24 protein-coding genes and 1 pseudogene are annotated in these 17,452 nt (G+C 44.3%); 2 read left to right on the top strand and 23 right to left on the bottom strand.

The features are described from left to right. Nucleotides 1-47: 47 nt before the first annotated feature. The 14 genes from pgsA to MHB85_RS08280 all read right to left on the bottom strand — a co-directional run bounded on the left by pgsA (nucleotide 48) and on the right by MHB85_RS08280 (nucleotide 10,818). Nucleotides 48-587, bottom strand: a complete 540-nt coding sequence (gene pgsA, locus MHB85_RS08345; RefSeq protein ID WP_105597893.1) for a CDP-diacylglycerol--glycerol-3-phosphate 3-phosphatidyltransferase — start codon at nucleotides 585-587, stop codon at nucleotides 48-50. Then, nucleotides 587-1,132, bottom strand: a complete 546-nt coding sequence (locus MHB85_RS08340; protein WP_105597892.1) for a ClbS/DfsB family four-helix bundle protein — start codon at nucleotides 1,130-1,132, stop codon at nucleotides 587-589. The genes pgsA and MHB85_RS08340 overlap by 1 nt, the downstream gene beginning before the upstream one ends. Before the next feature lie 74 nt (nucleotides 1,133-1,206). Further along, entirely contained in the window at nucleotides 1,207-3,132 is a 1,926-nt protein-coding gene (locus MHB85_RS08335; protein ID WP_105597891.1) for an FtsX-like permease family protein, read from the bottom strand. Next, nucleotides 3,129-3,884 carry an ABC transporter ATP-binding protein gene (locus MHB85_RS08330; RefSeq protein ID WP_105597890.1) on the bottom strand — a complete coding sequence of 252 codons (756 nt, stop codon included), beginning with the start codon at nucleotides 3,882-3,884 and terminating at the stop codon, nucleotides 3,129-3,131. Before MHB85_RS08330 ends, MHB85_RS08335 begins: the two co-directional genes overlap by 4 nt. A 116-nt stretch (nucleotides 3,885-4,000) precedes the next feature. Then, nucleotides 4,001-5,005 (bottom strand): sensor histidine kinase, encoded by a 1,005-nt coding sequence (locus MHB85_RS08325; RefSeq protein ID WP_105597889.1) that lies wholly within the window; start codon nucleotides 5,003-5,005, stop codon nucleotides 4,001-4,003. Further along, on the bottom strand, nucleotides 5,002-5,691 hold the full coding sequence (locus MHB85_RS08320) for a response regulator transcription factor (protein WP_105597888.1): 690 nt from the start codon (nucleotides 5,689-5,691) through the stop codon (nucleotides 5,002-5,004). Before MHB85_RS08320 ends, MHB85_RS08325 begins: the two co-directional genes overlap by 4 nt. 184 nt (nucleotides 5,692-5,875) lie before the next feature. Further along, nucleotides 5,876-6,640 carry an SDR family NAD(P)-dependent oxidoreductase gene (locus MHB85_RS08315; RefSeq protein WP_091014947.1) on the bottom strand — a complete coding sequence of 255 codons (765 nt, stop codon included), beginning with the start codon at nucleotides 6,638-6,640 and terminating at the stop codon, nucleotides 5,876-5,878. A 48-nt stretch (nucleotides 6,641-6,688) separates the two neighbouring features. Beyond that, complete coding sequence (locus MHB85_RS08310) at nucleotides 6,689-7,408, bottom strand: class I SAM-dependent methyltransferase (protein WP_105597887.1); 720 nt, start codon at nucleotides 7,406-7,408, stop codon at nucleotides 6,689-6,691. 222 nt (nucleotides 7,409-7,630) lie between these two features. After that, nucleotides 7,631-8,014 (bottom strand): VOC family protein, encoded by a 384-nt coding sequence (locus MHB85_RS08305; RefSeq protein ID WP_091014950.1) that lies wholly within the window; start codon nucleotides 8,012-8,014, stop codon nucleotides 7,631-7,633. 131 nt (nucleotides 8,015-8,145) lie between these two features. Next, nucleotides 8,146-8,661, bottom strand: coding sequence for a GNAT family N-acetyltransferase (locus MHB85_RS08300; RefSeq protein WP_105597886.1), 516 nt, complete (start codon nucleotides 8,659-8,661; stop codon nucleotides 8,146-8,148). A gap of 34 nt (nucleotides 8,662-8,695) precedes the next feature. After that, complete coding sequence (locus MHB85_RS08295) at nucleotides 8,696-9,220, bottom strand: YfiT family bacillithiol transferase (protein ID WP_105597885.1); 525 nt, start codon at nucleotides 9,218-9,220, stop codon at nucleotides 8,696-8,698. Nucleotides 9,221-9,268: 48 nt separating this feature from the next. Then, nucleotides 9,269-9,808, bottom strand: a complete 540-nt coding sequence (locus MHB85_RS08290; protein WP_105598442.1) for a GNAT family N-acetyltransferase — start codon at nucleotides 9,806-9,808, stop codon at nucleotides 9,269-9,271. Nucleotides 9,809-9,816: 8 nt separating this feature from the next. Continuing rightward, entirely contained in the window at nucleotides 9,817-10,356 is a 540-nt protein-coding gene (locus MHB85_RS08285) for a hypothetical protein (RefSeq protein WP_105597884.1), read from the bottom strand. 27 nt (nucleotides 10,357-10,383) lie between these two features. Next, nucleotides 10,384-10,818: a hypothetical protein gene (locus tag MHB85_RS08280; protein WP_105597883.1), complete on the bottom strand. Its 435-nt coding sequence runs from the start codon at nucleotides 10,816-10,818 to the stop codon at nucleotides 10,384-10,386. A 184-nt stretch (nucleotides 10,819-11,002) separates the two neighbouring features. On the opposite strand from MHB85_RS08280, the gene MHB85_RS08275 reads away from it, so the two are divergent. Next, on the top strand, nucleotides 11,003-11,776 hold the full coding sequence (locus MHB85_RS08275; protein WP_091014960.1) for a sporulation protein: 774 nt from the start codon (nucleotides 11,003-11,005) through the stop codon (nucleotides 11,774-11,776). A gap of 155 nt (nucleotides 11,777-11,931) precedes the next feature. Here MHB85_RS08275 and MHB85_RS08270 read toward each other — a convergent pair whose 3' ends face one another. Continuing rightward, entirely contained in the window at nucleotides 11,932-12,216 is a 285-nt protein-coding gene (locus MHB85_RS08270; protein WP_146117062.1) for a hypothetical protein, read from the bottom strand. Nucleotides 12,217-12,280: 64 nt separating this feature from the next. Next, on the bottom strand, nucleotides 12,281-12,850 hold the full coding sequence (locus MHB85_RS08265) for a DMP19 family protein (protein ID WP_105597881.1): 570 nt from the start codon (nucleotides 12,848-12,850) through the stop codon (nucleotides 12,281-12,283). A gap of 211 nt (nucleotides 12,851-13,061) precedes the next feature. Here MHB85_RS08265 and MHB85_RS08260 point away from each other — a divergent pair, with 211 nt between their 5' ends. Further along, the gene (locus MHB85_RS08260) at nucleotides 13,062-14,222 is read left to right on the top strand and encodes a glycosyltransferase family 4 protein (protein ID WP_341072769.1); all 1,161 of its coding nucleotides are present in this window, start codon (nucleotides 13,062-13,064) and stop codon (nucleotides 14,220-14,222) included. 277 nt (nucleotides 14,223-14,499) lie between these two features. Here the strand turns inward: MHB85_RS08260 and MHB85_RS08255 are convergent, their stop codons facing one another. The 7 genes and pseudogenes from MHB85_RS08255 to MHB85_RS08225 all read right to left on the bottom strand — a co-directional run. After that, entirely contained in the window at nucleotides 14,500-15,171 is a 672-nt protein-coding gene (locus MHB85_RS08255; protein WP_341072767.1) for a DUF3298 and DUF4163 domain-containing protein, read from the bottom strand. Further along, the gene (locus MHB85_RS08250) at nucleotides 15,158-15,553 is read right to left on the bottom strand and encodes an NUDIX domain-containing protein (protein WP_341072766.1); all 396 of its coding nucleotides are present in this window, start codon (nucleotides 15,551-15,553) and stop codon (nucleotides 15,158-15,160) included. The genes MHB85_RS08255 and MHB85_RS08250 overlap by 14 nt, the downstream gene beginning before the upstream one ends. An 8-nt stretch (nucleotides 15,554-15,561) precedes the next feature. Then, nucleotides 15,562-15,696 (bottom strand): hypothetical protein, encoded by a 135-nt coding sequence (locus tag MHB85_RS08245; protein WP_341072765.1) that lies wholly within the window; start codon nucleotides 15,694-15,696, stop codon nucleotides 15,562-15,564. A 57-nt stretch (nucleotides 15,697-15,753) separates the two neighbouring features. Beyond that, nucleotides 15,754-16,416, bottom strand: coding sequence for an HAD family hydrolase (locus MHB85_RS08240; RefSeq protein WP_341072764.1), 663 nt, complete (start codon nucleotides 16,414-16,416; stop codon nucleotides 15,754-15,756). After that, nucleotides 16,403-16,864 (bottom strand): GNAT family N-acetyltransferase, encoded by a 462-nt coding sequence (locus tag MHB85_RS08235; RefSeq protein WP_091014977.1) that lies wholly within the window; start codon nucleotides 16,862-16,864, stop codon nucleotides 16,403-16,405. The genes MHB85_RS08240 and MHB85_RS08235 overlap by 14 nt, the downstream gene beginning before the upstream one ends. Before the next feature lie 94 nt (nucleotides 16,865-16,958). Then, on the bottom strand, nucleotides 16,959-17,129 hold the full coding sequence (locus MHB85_RS08230) for a YHYH domain-containing protein (protein WP_094030640.1): 171 nt from the start codon (nucleotides 17,127-17,129) through the stop codon (nucleotides 16,959-16,961). A gap of 115 nt (nucleotides 17,130-17,244) precedes the next feature. Beyond that, nucleotides 17,245-17,382, bottom strand: a pseudogene (locus MHB85_RS08225) (HAD family hydrolase); the annotation flags it as partial. Nucleotides 17,383-17,452 lie beyond the last annotated feature (70 nt).

The raw sequence follows: 17,452 nt of genomic DNA, 5'->3' as shown, positions 1-17,452 counted from the left end.
TGCAGGGTACCATTCGCACTGTGAAGCCATGATCCAATCGACGCTTTCTATCTTCCTGTCTGTAGCAACTTATAGTTTACTAGAATATAATTCAATCCCGATAACAGCGTAACTCCTGCTGCCAGCCACAATAAAATCACATCAACTCGCACCTCAGTCAGCAAACTAAACGGAACATTGTTCAACAAAATGGCCATGATCGCTGCCACCTGAAGCACCATTTTGATTTTTCCATATCGATCCGCTGCAAGAGCAATGCCCTGCTCTGTTGCTACCATTCGCAATGCAGTAATTACAATTTCACGTCCTATAATGATTACAGCAATCCATGAACTGATCATATTCTCCTGAACCATCATGACCAGCGCTACCGCAATCAACAGTTTATCCGCCAGTGGATCAAGCAACTTTCCCAGATTCGTGATCTGATTATATTTTCTTGCCACATATCCATCTAATTTATCCGTACCTGCCGCTACCGCAAATATAATTAGTGCAATCATCACGCTTTGCTGATTGATAAAACAGATCATAAACAATGGAATCAACGCGATTCTAGCCAACGTGATTTTATTTGCCAGGTTCATTAGATATCTCCACTCCTCTCATCCATTTTGGCTAACTGACCTTTTTTCCATTTACGAATTCGGGTACGAAAAGATTTAAAAGGGGCTACCGAATTAATCTGGATCCACTTCACCATAGCCCATCCGGGTTTGGTACCCGTCCACTGTCTCATCCCTTGCACAAATAATTCCTCCTCACTCAGTGAGTCAATCCAATTCTGCCATTGTTGTTCTGTCTCCCGGAACAAAGAGCGCAGCTCCTCCAGCGTATAACTTGAATATTTTTCGTAAAATGATTCATTTAACGACCCTAATTGGTTCCATTTATATCCTGGTGCCGGCATATGACTTTCAAGTCCCAACTGTTCATTGCGCTCCCAGTCCCTCACCATGTTCATCCATCCTAACTGGTAGGCGATCATCTGGGCAGGAGTCTTATCTACACCTTCAACCCACTTATCTTTATCACTGTCATGGATGTCAGTGAATTCACCCTCAAACAATACATAGGTGCGTCGAATCGTCTCACTTAATTCTTTCTTCGAGGCATATAAGATTCCAGGCACGCTACTCCACTCCCCTCGTTTCACCGTTTTACATCAATCAGAAGCATGGACTCTATCATCATTTCGACCCAATTCTATAAAGCTTCCTTAATCACCCGTTTATAGTACCACACAGACAACAGACCAAAAATCGAATATAACAATGTATAGACTATCATGACAATGACCGTAGGTGTCGCCAGCTCCGTACCAAAGAAAAACCAACCTGATTTCACGGCAAAGTAACTATGACTCAATCCCACCACAAGCGGAATACCAAAGTTAAACAACTGCTTGATCTGAATTCCGCGCAACAGATTGCTTTGTGTAAATCCAAGTTTACGAAGAGTGGTATAATTACCCTTCTCCTCTTCACTCTCATTCATTTGTTTAAAGTACAGGATACATCCCGATGTAATCAAGAACGTTAAACCAAGGAAACCAACAATGAACATAATCAAGCCCATATTGTTACGTTGGTTATTTCTGAACTCAATCTGGGAGAAGCTCGGTGCTTCCAACTGCAGCTCCTTATATACGGTATATGCCTCTTCAGCCTGCCCCTCGTTTAGAATACGTACACCATAGTAGTCAGCCCACTCGGATTTTTGCAGCTCGGGATCGATATCCTGCCGCAGTTGCTGGTATACCGTTTCATCTACTACAGCCACAGGCGTGCCCCGAGAATAATACGCGGGAAGGACTCCACGTTTGGTTGTTCCGATCAGTTGTTGTGCCAGCCTATGTTTCAACCCCTGCAAGACGATTGGACCTTTCTCCTTAATGAAAATTAACTGCTGAATGGCATTCCCATATCCCATGAAGACCACTTCACCCGCTTGTAAATCAATGTTATCTACCATGTTGTCACTCAGCACACTACTGAACAGGTACTGTTCCGTCATGGACGCATCCATCACTTTATGAGCATCAATTTCAATGTAAATGGGCTGTCTGTGCTTCTCTTCATATGGAATCTGTTTGTGTTCCAACTCCGTCACAAAGCGATTTTTCACATCCGCCTGAGCAAAAGAGAAATCCTCCGGCAAGCTTTCCTTCGCCTGCACCTCTGCCGAATAATACGAAATGTAACTGAGTGACAGCATGCCAATAGCAAGCGCCGACACGGTTGTAATAATCGTGAGCAGCAAGGCATTAGATTTCATGCGGAACATGATTGAAGATAAAGACAACACCTCATGAATGGTAAGGTAGCCGTTTTTGCTTTTGCGAATCAGATTAAAAATAAAACTTACCGAACCCTTATAGAACAAGTATGTGCCCAGTATGACCGAGAAGAGAATCAGGATCATTGTATACATCAACTGCTGCATATCCATTGCCTCACCGCTAAACAGCCGTGCAGACATGAAGTATCCATACACAATCAGAGCAATGCCCAAGACGCCAACAATCATCTGTCCGACAGACATCTTCTGCACCTGCTGCTCCGAAGTGGCAGACACCCGAAAGAGTGAGAGAATGCTCTGTCTCTTGATAAAAATGTAGTTCATCAGCATGATAAGCAAATACATTATCGTAAAGACAATCACCGTTTGCATCAGTGCCATCGGAGAGAAGTACAGTTTCGTAATCGCGTCCACACTGAGAATTTTGAACAATATCATCAATACCAGCTTGGACGCAAGGAACCCAATCAACACACCGATGGCCATGGAGCCAAAATAGAGAATACTGTTCTCCGCACTCAAAATACCAAAAATTCTGCCTTTCGTCAGTCCGATCAATTGAAATAATCCAATTTCTTTGCTACGCCGCTTGATAAAGATCGTATTGGCATAGAGCAAAAAGATACCGACAATGACGATTAACAGTACCGAAGATGCGCCTATAGCCGCCGCACCTTTCGTTGAAGCAGCTACCTCATCCATGGAAGGATCATACTGTAACGTCACAAAGGAAAAATATAAGGCCACACTGAACACAAGCGCAAAAACATAGAGATAATAATTCTTCAGATTTTTCCTGAGATTACGGAAGATAATATAATTCAAGCTCATTGCTGCACACCACCCAATACGCCCTGGGTTTTGATAATATCGTTGAAGAACGATTGCCGTGACTCGTCTCCTTTATTCAACTGGGTGTAGATCTGACCGTCTCGAATAAAGATCACTCTGCTGCAATAACTTGCGGCAACCGGATCATGGGTAACCATAATAATAGTCGCCTTTCGTGCGCTGTTCATATCACTTAACTTGCCGAGCAGATCCGAAGCGGACTTGGAATCCAACGCTCCTGTCGGCTCATCCGCAAAAATGATACTTGGCTCGTGGACAAATGCCCTTGCTGCCGAAGTCCGCTGCTTCTGACCCCCTGAAATCTCAGATGGATACTTGTCTTTCAATTCGTAGATTCCCAGTTCACGGGCGATCTGTTCAAACTTCCAGTGCGCCTCCTGCTTTGGAATGCTGGTGATCGAGAGCGGCAATAATACATTTTCCTTTACCGTCAGCGTATCCAGCAGATTATATTCCTGAAAAATAAAGCCCAGATGATGTTTGCGGAACTCAGCCAGCTGTTTCTCCTTCATTCCGGTGAATTCCTTGCCCTCAATATCAATCGTGCCCTGGCTCACCCGATCGATGGAGGAAAGTACGTTAAGGAGTGTCGTTTTGCCTGAACCCGAAGGCCCCATAATACCTACAAACTCTCCCTTGCTTACCCCAAGATCAATCCCCTTCAGCACTTCCTGTTTATTCAGTTTATTGCCATAGACTTTATGAATTTTTTTGGCTTCCAGTATCCACATATCCCACTCACTCCTCTTAGATCTTGTGCAAAATGCTCATGTCTATATCATAGGCGGAATGTGCAGTGTTATCGTGTGATTCACCGAACAAAACCAAAAAGCATGTGACATTGTTGTCACACGCCTGCAAGATGCACCATGTCGTTTTTTCGTGGAAAAGTAAGTGTGACGATTGTGCCCTCGCCAAGAGAAGATTCTACATGAATGTTCATATGAAGCGTCTGGACCACTTGACGAACCAAATATAGTCCCATCCCGGTAGCCGCCCCATCCATTCTGCCTCGGGTGGACGTAAATCCTTTATCAAATATACGCGGCAGATCTTGAGTCTCAACCCCTCGCCCGTGATCCTGAATCATGAGTATGATGTGTCCATCCTGTTCCCGACTTTCAATGAGGATGTCCGATGAATCGCTATATTTCACCGCATTGCTCAACAATTGCCGGAGAATGAAACCTAACCATTTGCTGTCTGTGAGCACACACGATACCATTAAAGACACATCAAAGCCAATGCCTTTGGAAATGCACCACGATTTCAGCGCTCGTATCTCGCTATTCAATACCGGTTCAAGTTCCGTCTCTTCGATGAACAGATCATTATGCATAAACGGAATCCGCTTATGATGAAGCTGCTGATCCAGCAACTGATGAATTCGTAACCATTCATATGTCATTTGGCTCTGTAACTTGTCATCTGGCAAGCGCTCGATCATCAGTTGCAACGCAGTCAGTGGGGTCTTCACCTCATGAATCCAGGACAACATCTCGTCCTTCTCCTGTTCCAGAGCGATAAAATGATGTGACGACTCCTTACGATAGCGCTGTGTCTGGGAACTGACCGCCTCATGTACAATCTGCTCATATGGACTTTCGGCGATATCGAGTTCTCTTAGATCATAGCTATGATCCCAGATGCTCAATTTTTTATAGAAACGGGTCTCTTTCAGGTATCTCGCCCAGATAAAAACAAGACATACCACCACATTCAGTCCTACGATATACCCCACAGATTGGAATGGAATGGACGAGTCCAGGTAGGCCACCAATAAAATAATAAGTTGCATGCTTACCAGTAGCCATAACCAACTAGCCCTTTCTCGTATGTACTTTCCGATCATGCTTCTGCCTCTTCCGTTGCCATGTACCCCTGACCTACTTTGGTTTCAATGTAACGCTCCAAGCCGATGGGTTCAAGTTTCTTCCGTAAGCGATTAACGTTAACCGTCAGCGTATTGTCACTCACAAAATGCTCATGATCCCACAAGCTCCGGATGAGTTCCTCACGAGTAACAATCTGATTTTTGTGCTCGACCAGCACTTTAAGGATGAACATCTCATTTTTGGTTAACAGAACAGATTCATCCCCGCAGGTCAGTGTATTTTTCACATATTCAATAGCAGCACCGCGCCAGGTTCGAAGTTCAATATGCTCTGTATTATAGTTGTACACCCTCCGCAAAGTCGCTTGGATCTTGGCAATCAATACATCGAAGTGAAAAGGCTTCTGGATAAAATCGTCTGCACCCAAATGCATGGACATGACCATATCCGCAGGATGATCCCGTGAGGACAAAAAGATAATCGGCACATTGGAGTGCGAACGAATGATCCGGCACCAATGGAACCCGTCATATTGGGGTAACTGAATATCAATAATAACCAGTTGCGGCTGAATTACGCTGTACTCCTGCAATACCTTGCCAAAGTCCTGCACACCATACACGTCATACGACCATTGGGACAAACGTTCCTTGATTTCACTGAATAACGACTCGTCGTCTTCAATGAGCATAATTTTAAACAAGAGACTTCACCACGTTTCTGATCTTCTAAGGTTGAATAAGGTAATTAGACTCCGTTGTTGCAGGATCACCTTTACCATTACAAATCGTTCTTTCGATCGCTGATTCCAGTGTACAGGGAAGTTGGGCTTATATCAAAAGGTAACCATACTTCGTAAAGAAAACAAGCCGAAACACGTATATCAATTAGCTCTCAACAGTGTGTATAACATGGCTTGCATCACTCTGTGCGTCCATTCGCTCGATTAACTGCATCGCTACGTCTCGTGGCGATCTTAATTGTCCTGCTTCATATACTTGATTGAACATACCCGCAAGGGCGAACTCCTCTGCACTTTTGCCTCGTGCAACAGCCTGTAATTCCGTATCGACCATCCCCGGATCAAAAGCAATAATCTCAACAGGGTTCTGTTGGCCCGTTTGCTCCAGAGATACGCATTGGGTGAACATGTTCATACCTGCCTTGGATGTACAGTACACTGCCATTGAAGGCGCGGGATAACTTCCCGAACCCGATGAGAGATTAACAATTTTACGTCTGGCGGACAGGTGATTTGTTTGTTGAATAAAAGATGAACTTAATATCATTGGTGCTGCTAGACTGATGTTGAGACTTTGACTTATCTCTGCCGCACTGCACTGATCGATAGGTCTTAGAGGCTCCAGCATCGCTGCGTTATTAATAAGTCCAATGAAATCGGCTTCCTGAGACGGAATTTGGCTCAATACACGTGTAATCAAATCATTGATCCCATTCAGGTCGGCAAGATCATACTGAACATGACGGTAACGCTCGCTCCATTCCTCCCCTGATTCCAACAGATCCGAACCCCCGCGTGAAATACCGTAAACGTAATCCCCCTTAGCCAATAATAACTCTGCAAGTTGTAAACCGATCCCTTTGGATGTGCCTGTAATGATAAAGTGTCTTCTTCCTGTTTCTGTTCCCATTCCGATACCACTCCTCCTCTATTTTCAATGCATGTTATTCCCCTGCTCTTACGAGTTTTTCTTTCTCCACAACGTGGCCCACAGAAAAGGTACACCAAAACACGGTTCATGCTGCTCCATCGCCTTCATTGCACGGAACTCCACACATTCAAAGCCATCTTCCAACATGTAGCGAAGCTTCTCCTCCGTGAACGCAAGACCGCCTCGCATCGACTTCTCTTGATACACCTGCCAATCATTCATGACGATCTCTGGCCCACCAATATCGCCATAACCAGGAGCAAAACAAGTCATTCCAAAGTATCCTCCAGGCCGGAGTGCATTGTGGACCCTCTCTATGTAGGGAATACGCTGATGTGGTAACAGATGGTGCAGACAACCCGAGTCGTAGACAAGATCATATTCTTGCTCCGGGGCCAGTTCGAACACGGAGCGACATTCAAAATGCACGTCCAGTTGCTCTTCTGCAGCCCTTTCCTTAGCCCAGGCTATCGCTGTCTCGGAAAGATCATAAGCATCTACCTGATATCCTTGGCGGGTCAGATACAACGCATTTCTGCCCGGGCCACAACCCAGTTCCAGTGCCTTGCCGCCTGCCAGCACACCTTCGTTCATATGCGCTACGAGATTCTCATCCGGTTTGTTTAGAAAAAAGGGGATTGGTCTATTCCGATCCTCATAGAAAGGCTCCCAAAATTGCTTGGCAGATCTGAAGTCCGCATCGAGCATATCATATAGATCCTGTACACTTTTAATCGTCTTTTCCACAAACACAGTCCTCCTTCAATACTCCATTCAAACCTTCATTTCCGACTCTGTTCATTCTCAACACTTTCGTTAAATCAGTCACACTCTATTATAACATTTTTACCCAGCAGTTCTCTATTTTTCTTGTGCTTTTCTCCTCCAAAACATAAGCTTATTCCCAACAAAAAAAACGATCGACATGAATGTCGATCGCTTATAATCGTAGCGGTATTGAGTTGTAATTTAATTCGCCCGTTCCAAGACTGCAAAGTAATTCCCTTCATTATCCGCAAAGTTGAAAACACGCCCCGTTGGCATCTCGACAATCTCTCCAACCGTTACATGTTTACTAGCCAAGTCGGCATATAATTGATCCAGATTTTCGGTGAAGAACATTAACGAAGGTGTGCCCAGATTTACACCCGCCGACATCCGCTCCACAGTCTCTTTGTCATGGAGGATAATGCTCGTCTGGGAGTCTGGGGTAGGCGCGATCTCAATCCATCTCATGCCCTCGTCAAGGTTTACTTCATCCACAATGTGGAATCCAGCGACTTCAGTCCAAAAAGCCAGTGATTCATCTTGATTATTGACATACAACATAACCTGGCCGACTTTGCTAAACATGGATCAATCACTCCTCTGATCATCTAATCTCTCAACAACCTGCTTATCATTCCTCAAATTCCAATAGAGTATAACATGCAGGACAGCTTTTTTTATCATATTTCTTTGCAAGTACTAAGTAAACATTAGACTTATTGAGCGGCTTTTAACTTCTTCGTAAGATAAAGCACAACATCGTCGTCCATAACTGTTTCTTCACCTGGCTGAATGTAATGATCGTGTCTGTGGACACCATGACCGTCCGGTATATATCCGCGATGGGCATATAGAACTTGCGCTTTGCCATAATCGGAAAACACACCTACACCAATGCCTGCTACATCCGTTCGTTCCAGAATAACTTCCTCTGCTCGGTCCATCAACCGTGAACCAATACCTTGGCGCTGGAACTTCATTAGTACATTAAAATCGTTAATTTCGGGAATGCCTTGTTCCCTGAAAGACGGGTAGCTGGAATTCCACAATACATTCACGTATCCGGCAAATTCTCCATTCAACTCGGCTACCAAGGTTACGCGTTCCCCATTCTGTTGTTCAGCCAAGTAATGAAGATACTGCTCAGGGGATCTCCCCCACCCCTGCTCCTGGAATGCCTTTGATATGATTACAGGATCACTCTCATTTAATAGTCTGATATGTACAGTCAATGATAAATCCTCCTTAAAAAGATATTTCTCCTTGCTATATTCCCAGTCTATCCCGAAGCGATGTGATGTGAGCAACATGGTGTTTGCCATGCCAAGCATACATGCCCAGATTATAATCCAGTCTTGTCGTTTCTTCTGATGAGGGATGATACAATTGTTTGGCATAATCTGCATCTGTCAGCGCGTTTAACAGAAACACCCAACGACGATGGAGCGCATCCAGAATCTGAAGCGAGAATTCAACATCCAGGTCTCTTGAATCACTCAATTCAGCCCAGCGCTCTTCATAATAAGGCCGAATCGTTGGTGTATCCTCTGTCAGTGCCAACTTGAAACGAATCATACTATTCATATGGCTGTCTGCCATGTGGTGAATGACCTGTTTGAGCATCCATCCACCTTCTCGATACGGCAGACTTAATTGCTCTTCACTTAGTCCCTTTACCGCTTCTCGTGCGTGTTCAGGCAACTCAGCAATGTCCTGAATCCACTTCTCCCGTTGTGCCAAAGTAACTTCACCCGTGTGTACAAATGGTCCTATCGGAAATCTTTCATCCATCCACCATTCCTCCTTGTTTATATGATTCAAAATAACTTTCAGTATTATCTAAGGAGCATATTCCATAAGCCAACAGTTTCGCATCTGTCCTTCATGCTGCTCATGTTTCTCCAATAGCTTAATCTTTTGGAAACCACATTTCTCATAACAGGATATCGCTCGCAAGTTCCAGGATTGAGGGTCCATAACCACTTTACGGGCTTGTTGTTCATTAATCAGATAAGCCAGCATGGATTGCATCAACTGTGTACCAATGCCTTTATTCCAGTAGTCTACCTCACCAATAAACTGATCCGTTCCATAGATGATCTCATCCGTATCTCCATAACCATACTCCGTTCGCTCTTCTTCCTCAAGCTCATAGAACTGAATGTATCCAATCGGATTCCCTTCGTGCTCAACGATACAACGAGTAGCAGCATCATCCTGATTGTAAAAATGTTCTCTCACATGCTCCAGGTCATGCGGCCGATCACGCCCTTCATAGTATTGAAGAACTTCCGGGTCTGACAGCCACTCCACCAGATGGTGTTCATCTTCTGTTTCCAAGAAACGTACGGTGATTTCATTCGATTCATATACATTCATCATTCTGATTACTCCTTATTGATCTCCAGATTCTCACCCGTAACCCAACTCAGATCCTTTCCTAACAAATGCTCGTTGTGAACATAATACACCATGGGATTCTCAAGCGGTTGAGTCGTTCCATCCGAAGATCTGAGCGTTAACCGCAACTTGTAACTCCCTATCTCATCAGGTATCGCAAATCCTATCAGATTATCAGCTGATTTCATGGTTTTCCCCTGCGCCTTCAGATACTTTTCCAGAATGACTTGATCAAGATAGGAGCTGCCAACAGACGAAGGCATGTACCACGCATCATCTTGTTCTTCAGTGAATGTGACCCCTTCCCATCCAGGAACAACGGGATACACCATATGTTGATCCTTGTCTTCTCTTTTTCGCGTTATCTCTAACTCTACCTCGACTACATCCGTATCAATCTGCCTGATTGTGCCTGCCATCACAACATCCTGAGCACTCACACTTGGAATAACATAGCTGTATATGAGCAGAGTCACCAAGAGGATTATCGTTATTCCCGTAATCCAAAATATTGTATGTTTACGCATCTATCTGATCCTCCCGTCTGGTTAATCTTACTTCTGGAGTAGTTCCTTCTCAGTTAAAGATTGAGTTAACCTATCCAACTCAGGGGATGCCGTCCAATCACTGGAGGCATTCAATCCATGCTTGATTGTATGTATCGCGCTATGTGCAGACATGTATATATTATGGTGGATTCCAGGTTGGACAATAATGTGCTCTCCTGCACGCATCACTCGAATCGAAAACATCTGATCGTCTCCATAACTGGCATACGCAATCCAGCCGGTTTGCACCACATAAAACTCCGTTAGATTGATATGTACATGACTGTTTTGCCATGCTCCCTGGGAAGAAGCAACGGTTCTACAATAATAACTGCCATCTTCTGCTATCATTTTATATTTTTGTTCCCCATTCTCCATCTGCTCGAAGCTGGTTTTGACACCCGTTTCACCATATTTCTGTTCTGAAAATTCTGTGTTCAATCGGCTTCATCTCCTGACAAAAATTCCCTTTATTCTAACATTCGACATAGGTAAGTCGATTCTCCTGTTTGGATATGTGATATATCTTTATTAAAATATGAAACGCTTCTCTTCCAGCTTCCGTATTAAGGTCGAAGCCGTATGTATCCCATATAATAAACCATCTGATCTGGAGGTTGAGCGCATGTCATTTTTTAAGAAAATGTTAGCCAGTGTAGGTGTTGGAGCAGCCAAAGTGAATACAGAATTGCATACACCTGAGGTCACACCTGGAGGAATCATCTCGGGGGTTGTGTACATTGAAGGTGGAGATGTGGAACAGAATGTAGATCGAATCTATCTTTCAATTAAAACCCATTACATACGGGAGCGCGATGATCGCAAAGTAAAAGAGACAGCCGTTATAGCCAAATATCTGCTCACCGAAGGTTTCACATTACAGCCTGGAGCCAAATTGGAGAAAGACTTCTCATTTGACCTGCCAGAAAATCTGCCTATTACACTGCATCGTGCAGAGGTATGGGTAGAAACGGGCCTCGATATTTCAAGTGCTGTAGACCCCTCAGACCGGGACAGACTGCATGTTGTTCCTAGCAAAGACATGAACACCGTGCTCGATGCAATTGATATCCTTGGTTTCAAACTACGTGAAGTCACCAATGACTATGCACCAAAGTTGGGCGGAAATCTGCCATTTGTACAGGAATTTGAATTTGTACCAACAAACAAATTCCGTGGGCATCTGGATGAGTTGGAAGTCATGTTCTATCCCATGGGCGATTCGCTGGAGCTGTTATTACAGATCGATCGCCGCGCTCGTGGACTCAGTGGAATGTTCTCGGAAGCGATGGGCACGGATGAAAGTTTCGTCCGCCTGCATCTGTATGAAAGACATCTGGAGCGGGGTGCACATTCTGTCGCTCAAGGATTGGAAGAAGTTATATCCAAACATATCTAATCTATAGTTTGTGTAACAAATAAAAACCGTCCTCTATCAGACAGTTCTGATGAAGGACGGTTTTTGATTTTCGGAGTAATAAGGCTTCGAAGTTCTCCCCATGCAAAGACAGCTTAAGTACTTGGGACAGTCATGGAGCTCATGCGGACAAACCTTCAGGAACGCTGTGTCCAGCGCTGCATTCTTAATCGAAGACCGTAATATACTGCGGTGAGCAAAACGAATCCGGCAACAGCCATGATTATGGATGTTGTATCCCACTGAACAATGGATCCAAAAGCAATCTTGGATTGCAATGGGGTACCCGAAGAAGTGGTGTTCATCAGATCAGGTACATAATTCATGGTCATGACCATGCCTTGAACGATATTCCAAGCTACAAAACCGATGATGAATAACAAGGTAACCAAAAAGGATTCCATCGCTAATCGTTTATTCATGCTTGTCATTTTGCCTCCTCAAATAATGTTGTGAAGGATTTCTTTATACAAGATCTCTTCCCACTCAATTAGACAAAACGTGCTGCATCTCCTGTTTTAGACGATCTTTATTTTCATCCACATATTGATACAGCAGGTCAAAGCTTTCTTCGTTATCCGATTGCATGCTCAAATTCGCGGCTTCCAGTTCAATCTGCTGCAATACCTCATGAATCTGTTCCCCGTGTATTTGCAGGCTTGTCGTGATGTCATCTTCGGACAGGCCATTCACATTATCTCGTAATTGCCCGTGCGTTACGCCGCTCTCGGACAACATCTGTTCTATTTTCTTCAGGATCACAGCATCTGCATCATTGCCGATCCGCTCCATCGCCGCTATTGTCTCACCGAGATACTGTCCGCTGGCATTCTCAAGGAAACCAGTCACCCCGTTCATGGACAGCTCGGTATCCAGATCGATGATCAGAATGATATCTCGCAATACTTGCGGAAGTTCCTGCCCACTTTCTCGAATCGTCGCAAATTCAGCCCGATAAAGGTCCATGGCAACACTCCCCACCACTTCTTCACCTGACATTTCTTCAAGCTGATCAAGTGGTAACAACTCCTGCAATTCTTCTTGTAACTTGTTCATCTTTCTCTGCCTCCTGTATCTCTCTGGCTATATATACGCCGACACGTTATTCCATCATAGCAGAATACGCTATACAAGTTGAACTTATGGAAGTTTGTATAGTTTATCCTTTTAACAAATTTACAGGGAATATCGTCAAGTTAACGTGCACTTGACCTCTGGAAAATGTTCCGCTGTTATGATCTTGTCATCACGAGTCTTGGGAGGGGTAATGATGCGCCTGGCCTTGTTCACAGACACCTATCTTCCGGAAACCAATGGTGTTGCTGGCACGCTCCACCGCTTGAGTAACCATCTGAACCGCAGAAGAATTGAACATCTGCTGTTTACTCCGAACTCCGTCATTGAAGGAAGCCATGAGACTCAAGTCCGATCGGTTGCCAACATCCCTTTTTTTCTGTATCCCGAATGCCGCATTGCTCTACCCAACAGAACAGACACCCACAAGCAACTACAAACCTTTCAACCCGATCTGCTGCATATCGCCACACCTTTTAATATGGGATTGCTTGGTCTGAGGTATGCGCTCAAACACCATCTTCCCCATGTGGTCTCCTACCATACCCACTTCGATCGTTATCTCGAATACTACCGGTTGAAAAGTATGATTCCTCTCTACTGGAAGTATATCCAGTGGTTCCACCGTGCCTGTGAAGCAACCCTAACTCCATCGCAGGAAACGTTAAACACCCTTCAAGCCCAAGGCATTCAGCGTCTGAAACTTTGGTCTCGCGGGATTGATTGCAACCTGTATTCCCCTGATAAACGCAGCTCGGATATCCGTGAACGATACCACATCACCGCTCCCCTTATTTTACTCTACGTTGGACGCATTGCCCCGGAAAAAGATATCGCTACACTCACGACTACCATGCAGCAGCTGCCCCAGGAAATGCAGTCCCGTGTTCACTGGATTATCGTTGGCGACGGCCCATCTCTCCCGAGAATGCGTCTGCAATCCCCACCCAATGTCACCTTTACAGGCTATATGCATGGCGAAGAACTTGCTTTTATGTATGCTTCGGCAGATCTGTTTGTGTTTCCTTCCTCTACGGAGACATTTGGCAATGTGGTACTGGAAGCGATGGCTTCAGGACTTCCTGTGGTGGCGGCCAATGCCGGAGGTGTAAAGGATCTGATATCCCACAACCGCAACGGTGTGTTATTCGAGCCTGGTCAGGCTGATGCACTGATTCGGGAGATATGTCTCTGGGGAAATCACGGGAACCAATTGAGGATAATGGGACTGGAAGGCAGAAAGCTGGCTGAGCAGCGGTCGTGGGAGCATATTTTTGATACACTGATCGGGGATTATGAGGAGGCTATAGAACATCGGAACAGAAAAACGAAAGATCGAATTATTACTGCGTAGTCTGATGAAATCAGTTTCTTCCAACAACCCATAACTACCACCACTGCCCTATGCAAAATTAAACTGGTTCGCTCGTTCAGGCTGCCATAGCATTTACACTCCGCTACGGTCAGCCTGAATAGCGAATATGTTGAGCGTTAAGGTGTGATACCAGAAATCAGATTTCCATTCTGAATGCAAGGTAACCCTTTTCCACACACCATAGGAAGTCTGCGTTGGACGGATAGAAAAAGGCATGATCTCATTGAACTGAATCATGCCTTTTATTGCAAAAAATCTATTGGGTGAATTTACTGAACGGGACTTTGATATCTACAAATCCTTTAGCGTAGGGTGCAACCTCATAAGGATGGAATCGGATGACGATGCCTTCATCATATAAAAAGAATTGAGAAGTTTGATCAAGCTGAAAATCATAAATATTTTCTTCGAAAATTGAAACTCCTGCATTAAACATGGCTAATAGACTGTTGGAGATTGATTTCTCTACCTTCTCCATCTGATTATCATCTTTAACATACTCGCTTAGCTTCAGTTCTTTCCCCGTTCTTAAATCATAGTTATATGATTTTGTCGCATCCATTCCATGTGCTCCGCCAGTGTACACATGATCTTCATATACCACAGATAACTTTTCCTTTGCATTGTATTTTACACTGGCCATGGTAATGTAGAAATAATTTTTGTTTGATTTCTTTTCTTCTTTGTCCAGGCGAGCTGCTTTCACTGCGTGAAGTTTAAATGTCTTGTTCAGCTTATCCGTCACAGATTTCTTACCACCTGTTAGATGTATGTATGGCTGTCCTTTGTAATATTGGACCTTCGTTTTCACTGTAATCGTGCTGGCTGCCTCTACATGACTACTCGGAAGAATTATAGCAATCAGTACAGTGATCAACAGGTAATTTATCCATCTCCATTTTTTTCTTTCCATTCTATATTTCAACATTATTGCTAACCCCCTTTGGCTCAAATGATTTTGTTTCCTGCATTTTGTTCCATATTACCTGTGGAGTGCCCTTTAGGTCTGTTCCGCTCTGAACGTTGCCAATCCAGATGTCCTCTGCTCCCGGATGTTGTAAATAGTGCCTGAGCGTTGCTTTGATTAGAATAGACGAATGCAAGTCCAGTACCTCATCCAGCGGTATCCAGAATAACTCGCCTTCATCCGAGGGCACAAAATGTCGATGCGTGGTCTCTCCGAAATATATAAACTGCTGCCAAATCTCACCACCGTTAACCTCCAACAGAATATATCGAAGCCGAAAGTGTTCGACATCCTCTTGCGTGAACCCTGTCTCTTCTTCAATCTCCCGATAGCTGGCAGTCATGGGTTTGTTCAGTTCCCCTTGTTCCAGATGTCCGCCAATGCCCCCCAGAATTCAAAATCAAACAATCTGCTACCCGCCTTCTTCATCATCAGCATGTCTGAGTCATTGCTCAAAAACGCTGTAGCCATCTGTCTAATCTCCATATGTATGTTCCTCGCTTTCCAGACTATGATATTAAATTTTACTTATATAAGAGTCTTCTAAAGCAGTTTCTTTAACTCACTTAGATGTTCAATCGTATGTAAAGGACCCGACGTAATGCTGTCCTGCCACGGCTGGTTGACCTTCATCCAGATGGTGCTCATGCCTACGCTTGCTGCTCCCTCAATATCGTTCACCGGATGATCGCCAATGTAGATACATTGCTCTGGGCTTAGACCGAAATGATCAAGCGCAAGCTGAAATATGCGTGGATCGGGCTTTTTGACTCCTGCCTCTTCTGAAACAATAATATGGTCGTAATCCTCCCGGATACCGAGTTGATCGATTTTTCCATACTGAATATCGGTCTGCCCATTGGTGATTAACCCGGTTTGGTATTTCCCCCGCAGATGCTGAACGACTTCTCGCGCCTGTTCCATCAGAACTGAACTTCGCACATACTCTCTGCCATAGAACTCCATCAGTTCTGCATGCGGCGGATGCCCTGCCCAAGGCAGTTCATGCAGCAACTCGTTGAACAGAAGGGGTTTATCCTTATAACCATCCTGGTCGAGTTCAATGATTCGTTTACTTATATCTTCGGTTGACTCAAGGTGACCAAAATAGGTCTTGATTAAACGCTGCGTGAAGCCGTCAAAGGTCATCGTTCTGTTCAGAATTGTATTGTCCAAATCAAAAATAACCGCTTTAATATGATCCATCTTCCTTCTCCCCCAATTCCAGTGCATGCGTTATCTTCTCCATACTCGTCACTTCTCTAAATCCCAATTCGCGATAAAAAGATCCAGCAACCGGTTGATCCGTGTACAGAACCAGTCGAGCGTAATGATTTTCCGCTTTTTGAATAACCGCATCCATCAGCCTGCGCCCAACCCCATGTCTTCGAAATTCTCTCATCACATAAAACCTGCGAATTCTTCCGATATCAGTCACCTCAGAATAAGGATCTCTGTTCAAACCGCAGATCCCAACAACCTTATCGGTCACTCTGCATTCAAAAAGCGCTTCATCTTCTTGCTCGAATGTATTAATTCCTGTCTCATATTCATGGATTAATCGCTCGATATGTCTGAACCCCTCACTGGAGCTTTCGGCCAGCATCTCCACTAAATCGTCATGATTCCATACCGATATCTCCTGTATCTGCATGGTGTAACCGCCTCCATCATTTTAAATCAATGGTACACATGCAAACCCAACCATACATTGAATGATGGCCGGGTTTATCTTGTAAAGCTCATTCTCATTTTTTCTTTTTGTGATAGTGATAACCCGTGCACAGACCCTTTTGTTTGGATTTGGCTGAACAGTTATGTCCACCGTTCTTATCCAGTCTGCCTGGATGAGCATAAGCGGAAGAGGATACACCAACAAGTACGACAAGAGACAGGATTACGATAACAACCTTTTTCATAAGTCACCCTTCGATCAACACCCTATGCTTTAGGGTTTAATACGTGCTATATCATTCTACATGAAAATCCACAATTGGCATATCCTTCATCTTTTTCATCTGTACATTCTCATAAAGGCCTGCCTGTAACGAGTACGACTTGAACGCCTTTACGAATCAACTCCGGGATCGACTCAGCTGTACGCGGTGATAAACTCCGATCTATTTCGCTCAGCAATGTACCGTCCACATCAAAGAATACAGCTCTAATCATATTGTCCTTCCTCCTCTATCTTCAATTTAAAAAGAGCAAGTACAGAATAACCTTGTTTGGTCTTCCTGCA

It is taken from the genome of Paenibacillus sp. FSL K6-4396 (assembly GCF_038002525.1).
GTDB classification, from domain to species: domain Bacteria; phylum Bacillota; class Bacilli; order Paenibacillales; family Paenibacillaceae; genus Paenibacillus; species Paenibacillus amylolyticus_B.
This window is presented reverse-complemented; position numbering and strand designations above follow the sequence as displayed.

Coding starts and splice junctions, on each gene's coding strand:
- MHB85_RS08275 (WP_091014960.1), top strand. CDS start 11,003: ATGTCATTTTTTAAGAAAATGTTAGCCAGTGTAGGTGTTGGAGCAGCC.
- MHB85_RS08295 (WP_105597885.1), bottom strand. CDS start 9,220: ATGGATGAAAGATTTCCGATAGGACCATTTGTACACACGGGTGAAGTT.
- MHB85_RS08265 (WP_105597881.1), bottom strand. CDS start 12,850: ATGAACAAGTTACAAGAAGAATTGCAGGAGTTGTTACCACTTGATCAG.
- MHB85_RS08270 (WP_146117062.1), bottom strand. CDS start 12,216: ATGAATAAACGATTAGCGATGGAATCCTTTTTGGTTACCTTGTTATTC.
- MHB85_RS08235 (WP_091014977.1), bottom strand. CDS start 16,864: ATGCAGATACAGGAGATATCGGTATGGAATCATGACGATTTAGTGGAG.
- MHB85_RS08315 (WP_091014947.1), bottom strand. CDS start 6,640: ATGGGAACAGAAACAGGAAGAAGACACTTTATCATTACAGGCACATCC.
- MHB85_RS08325 (WP_105597889.1), bottom strand. CDS start 5,005: ATGATCGGAAAGTACATACGAGAAAGGGCTAGTTGGTTATGGCTACTG.
- MHB85_RS08255 (WP_341072767.1), bottom strand. CDS start 15,171: ATGTTGAAATATAGAATGGAAAGAAAAAAATGGAGATGGATAAATTAC.
- MHB85_RS08260 (WP_341072769.1), top strand. CDS start 13,062: ATGATGCGCCTGGCCTTGTTCACAGACACCTATCTTCCGGAAACCAAT.
- MHB85_RS08250 (WP_341072766.1), bottom strand. CDS start 15,553: ATGACTGCCAGCTATCGGGAGATTGAAGAAGAGACAGGGTTCACGCAA.
- MHB85_RS08240 (WP_341072764.1), bottom strand. CDS start 16,416: ATGGATCATATTAAAGCGGTTATTTTTGATTTGGACAATACAATTCTG.
- pgsA (WP_105597893.1), bottom strand. CDS start 587: ATGAACCTGGCAAATAAAATCACGTTGGCTAGAATCGCGTTGATTCCA.
- MHB85_RS08230 (WP_094030640.1), bottom strand. CDS start 17,129: ATGAAAAAGGTTGTTATCGTAATCCTGTCTCTTGTCGTACTTGTTGGT.
- MHB85_RS08335 (WP_105597891.1), bottom strand. CDS start 3,132: ATGAGCTTGAATTATATTATCTTCCGTAATCTCAGGAAAAATCTGAAG.
- MHB85_RS08245 (WP_341072765.1), bottom strand. CDS start 15,696: ATGGAGATTAGACAGATGGCTACAGCGTTTTTGAGCAATGACTCAGAC.
- MHB85_RS08305 (WP_091014950.1), bottom strand. CDS start 8,014: ATGTTTAGCAAAGTCGGCCAGGTTATGTTGTATGTCAATAATCAAGAT.
- MHB85_RS08285 (WP_105597884.1), bottom strand. CDS start 10,356: ATGCGTAAACATACAATATTTTGGATTACGGGAATAACGATAATCCTC.
- MHB85_RS08290 (WP_105598442.1), bottom strand. CDS start 9,808: ATGAATGTATATGAATCGAATGAAATCACCGTACGTTTCTTGGAAACA.
- MHB85_RS08330 (WP_105597890.1), bottom strand. CDS start 3,884: ATGTGGATACTGGAAGCCAAAAAAATTCATAAAGTCTATGGCAATAAA.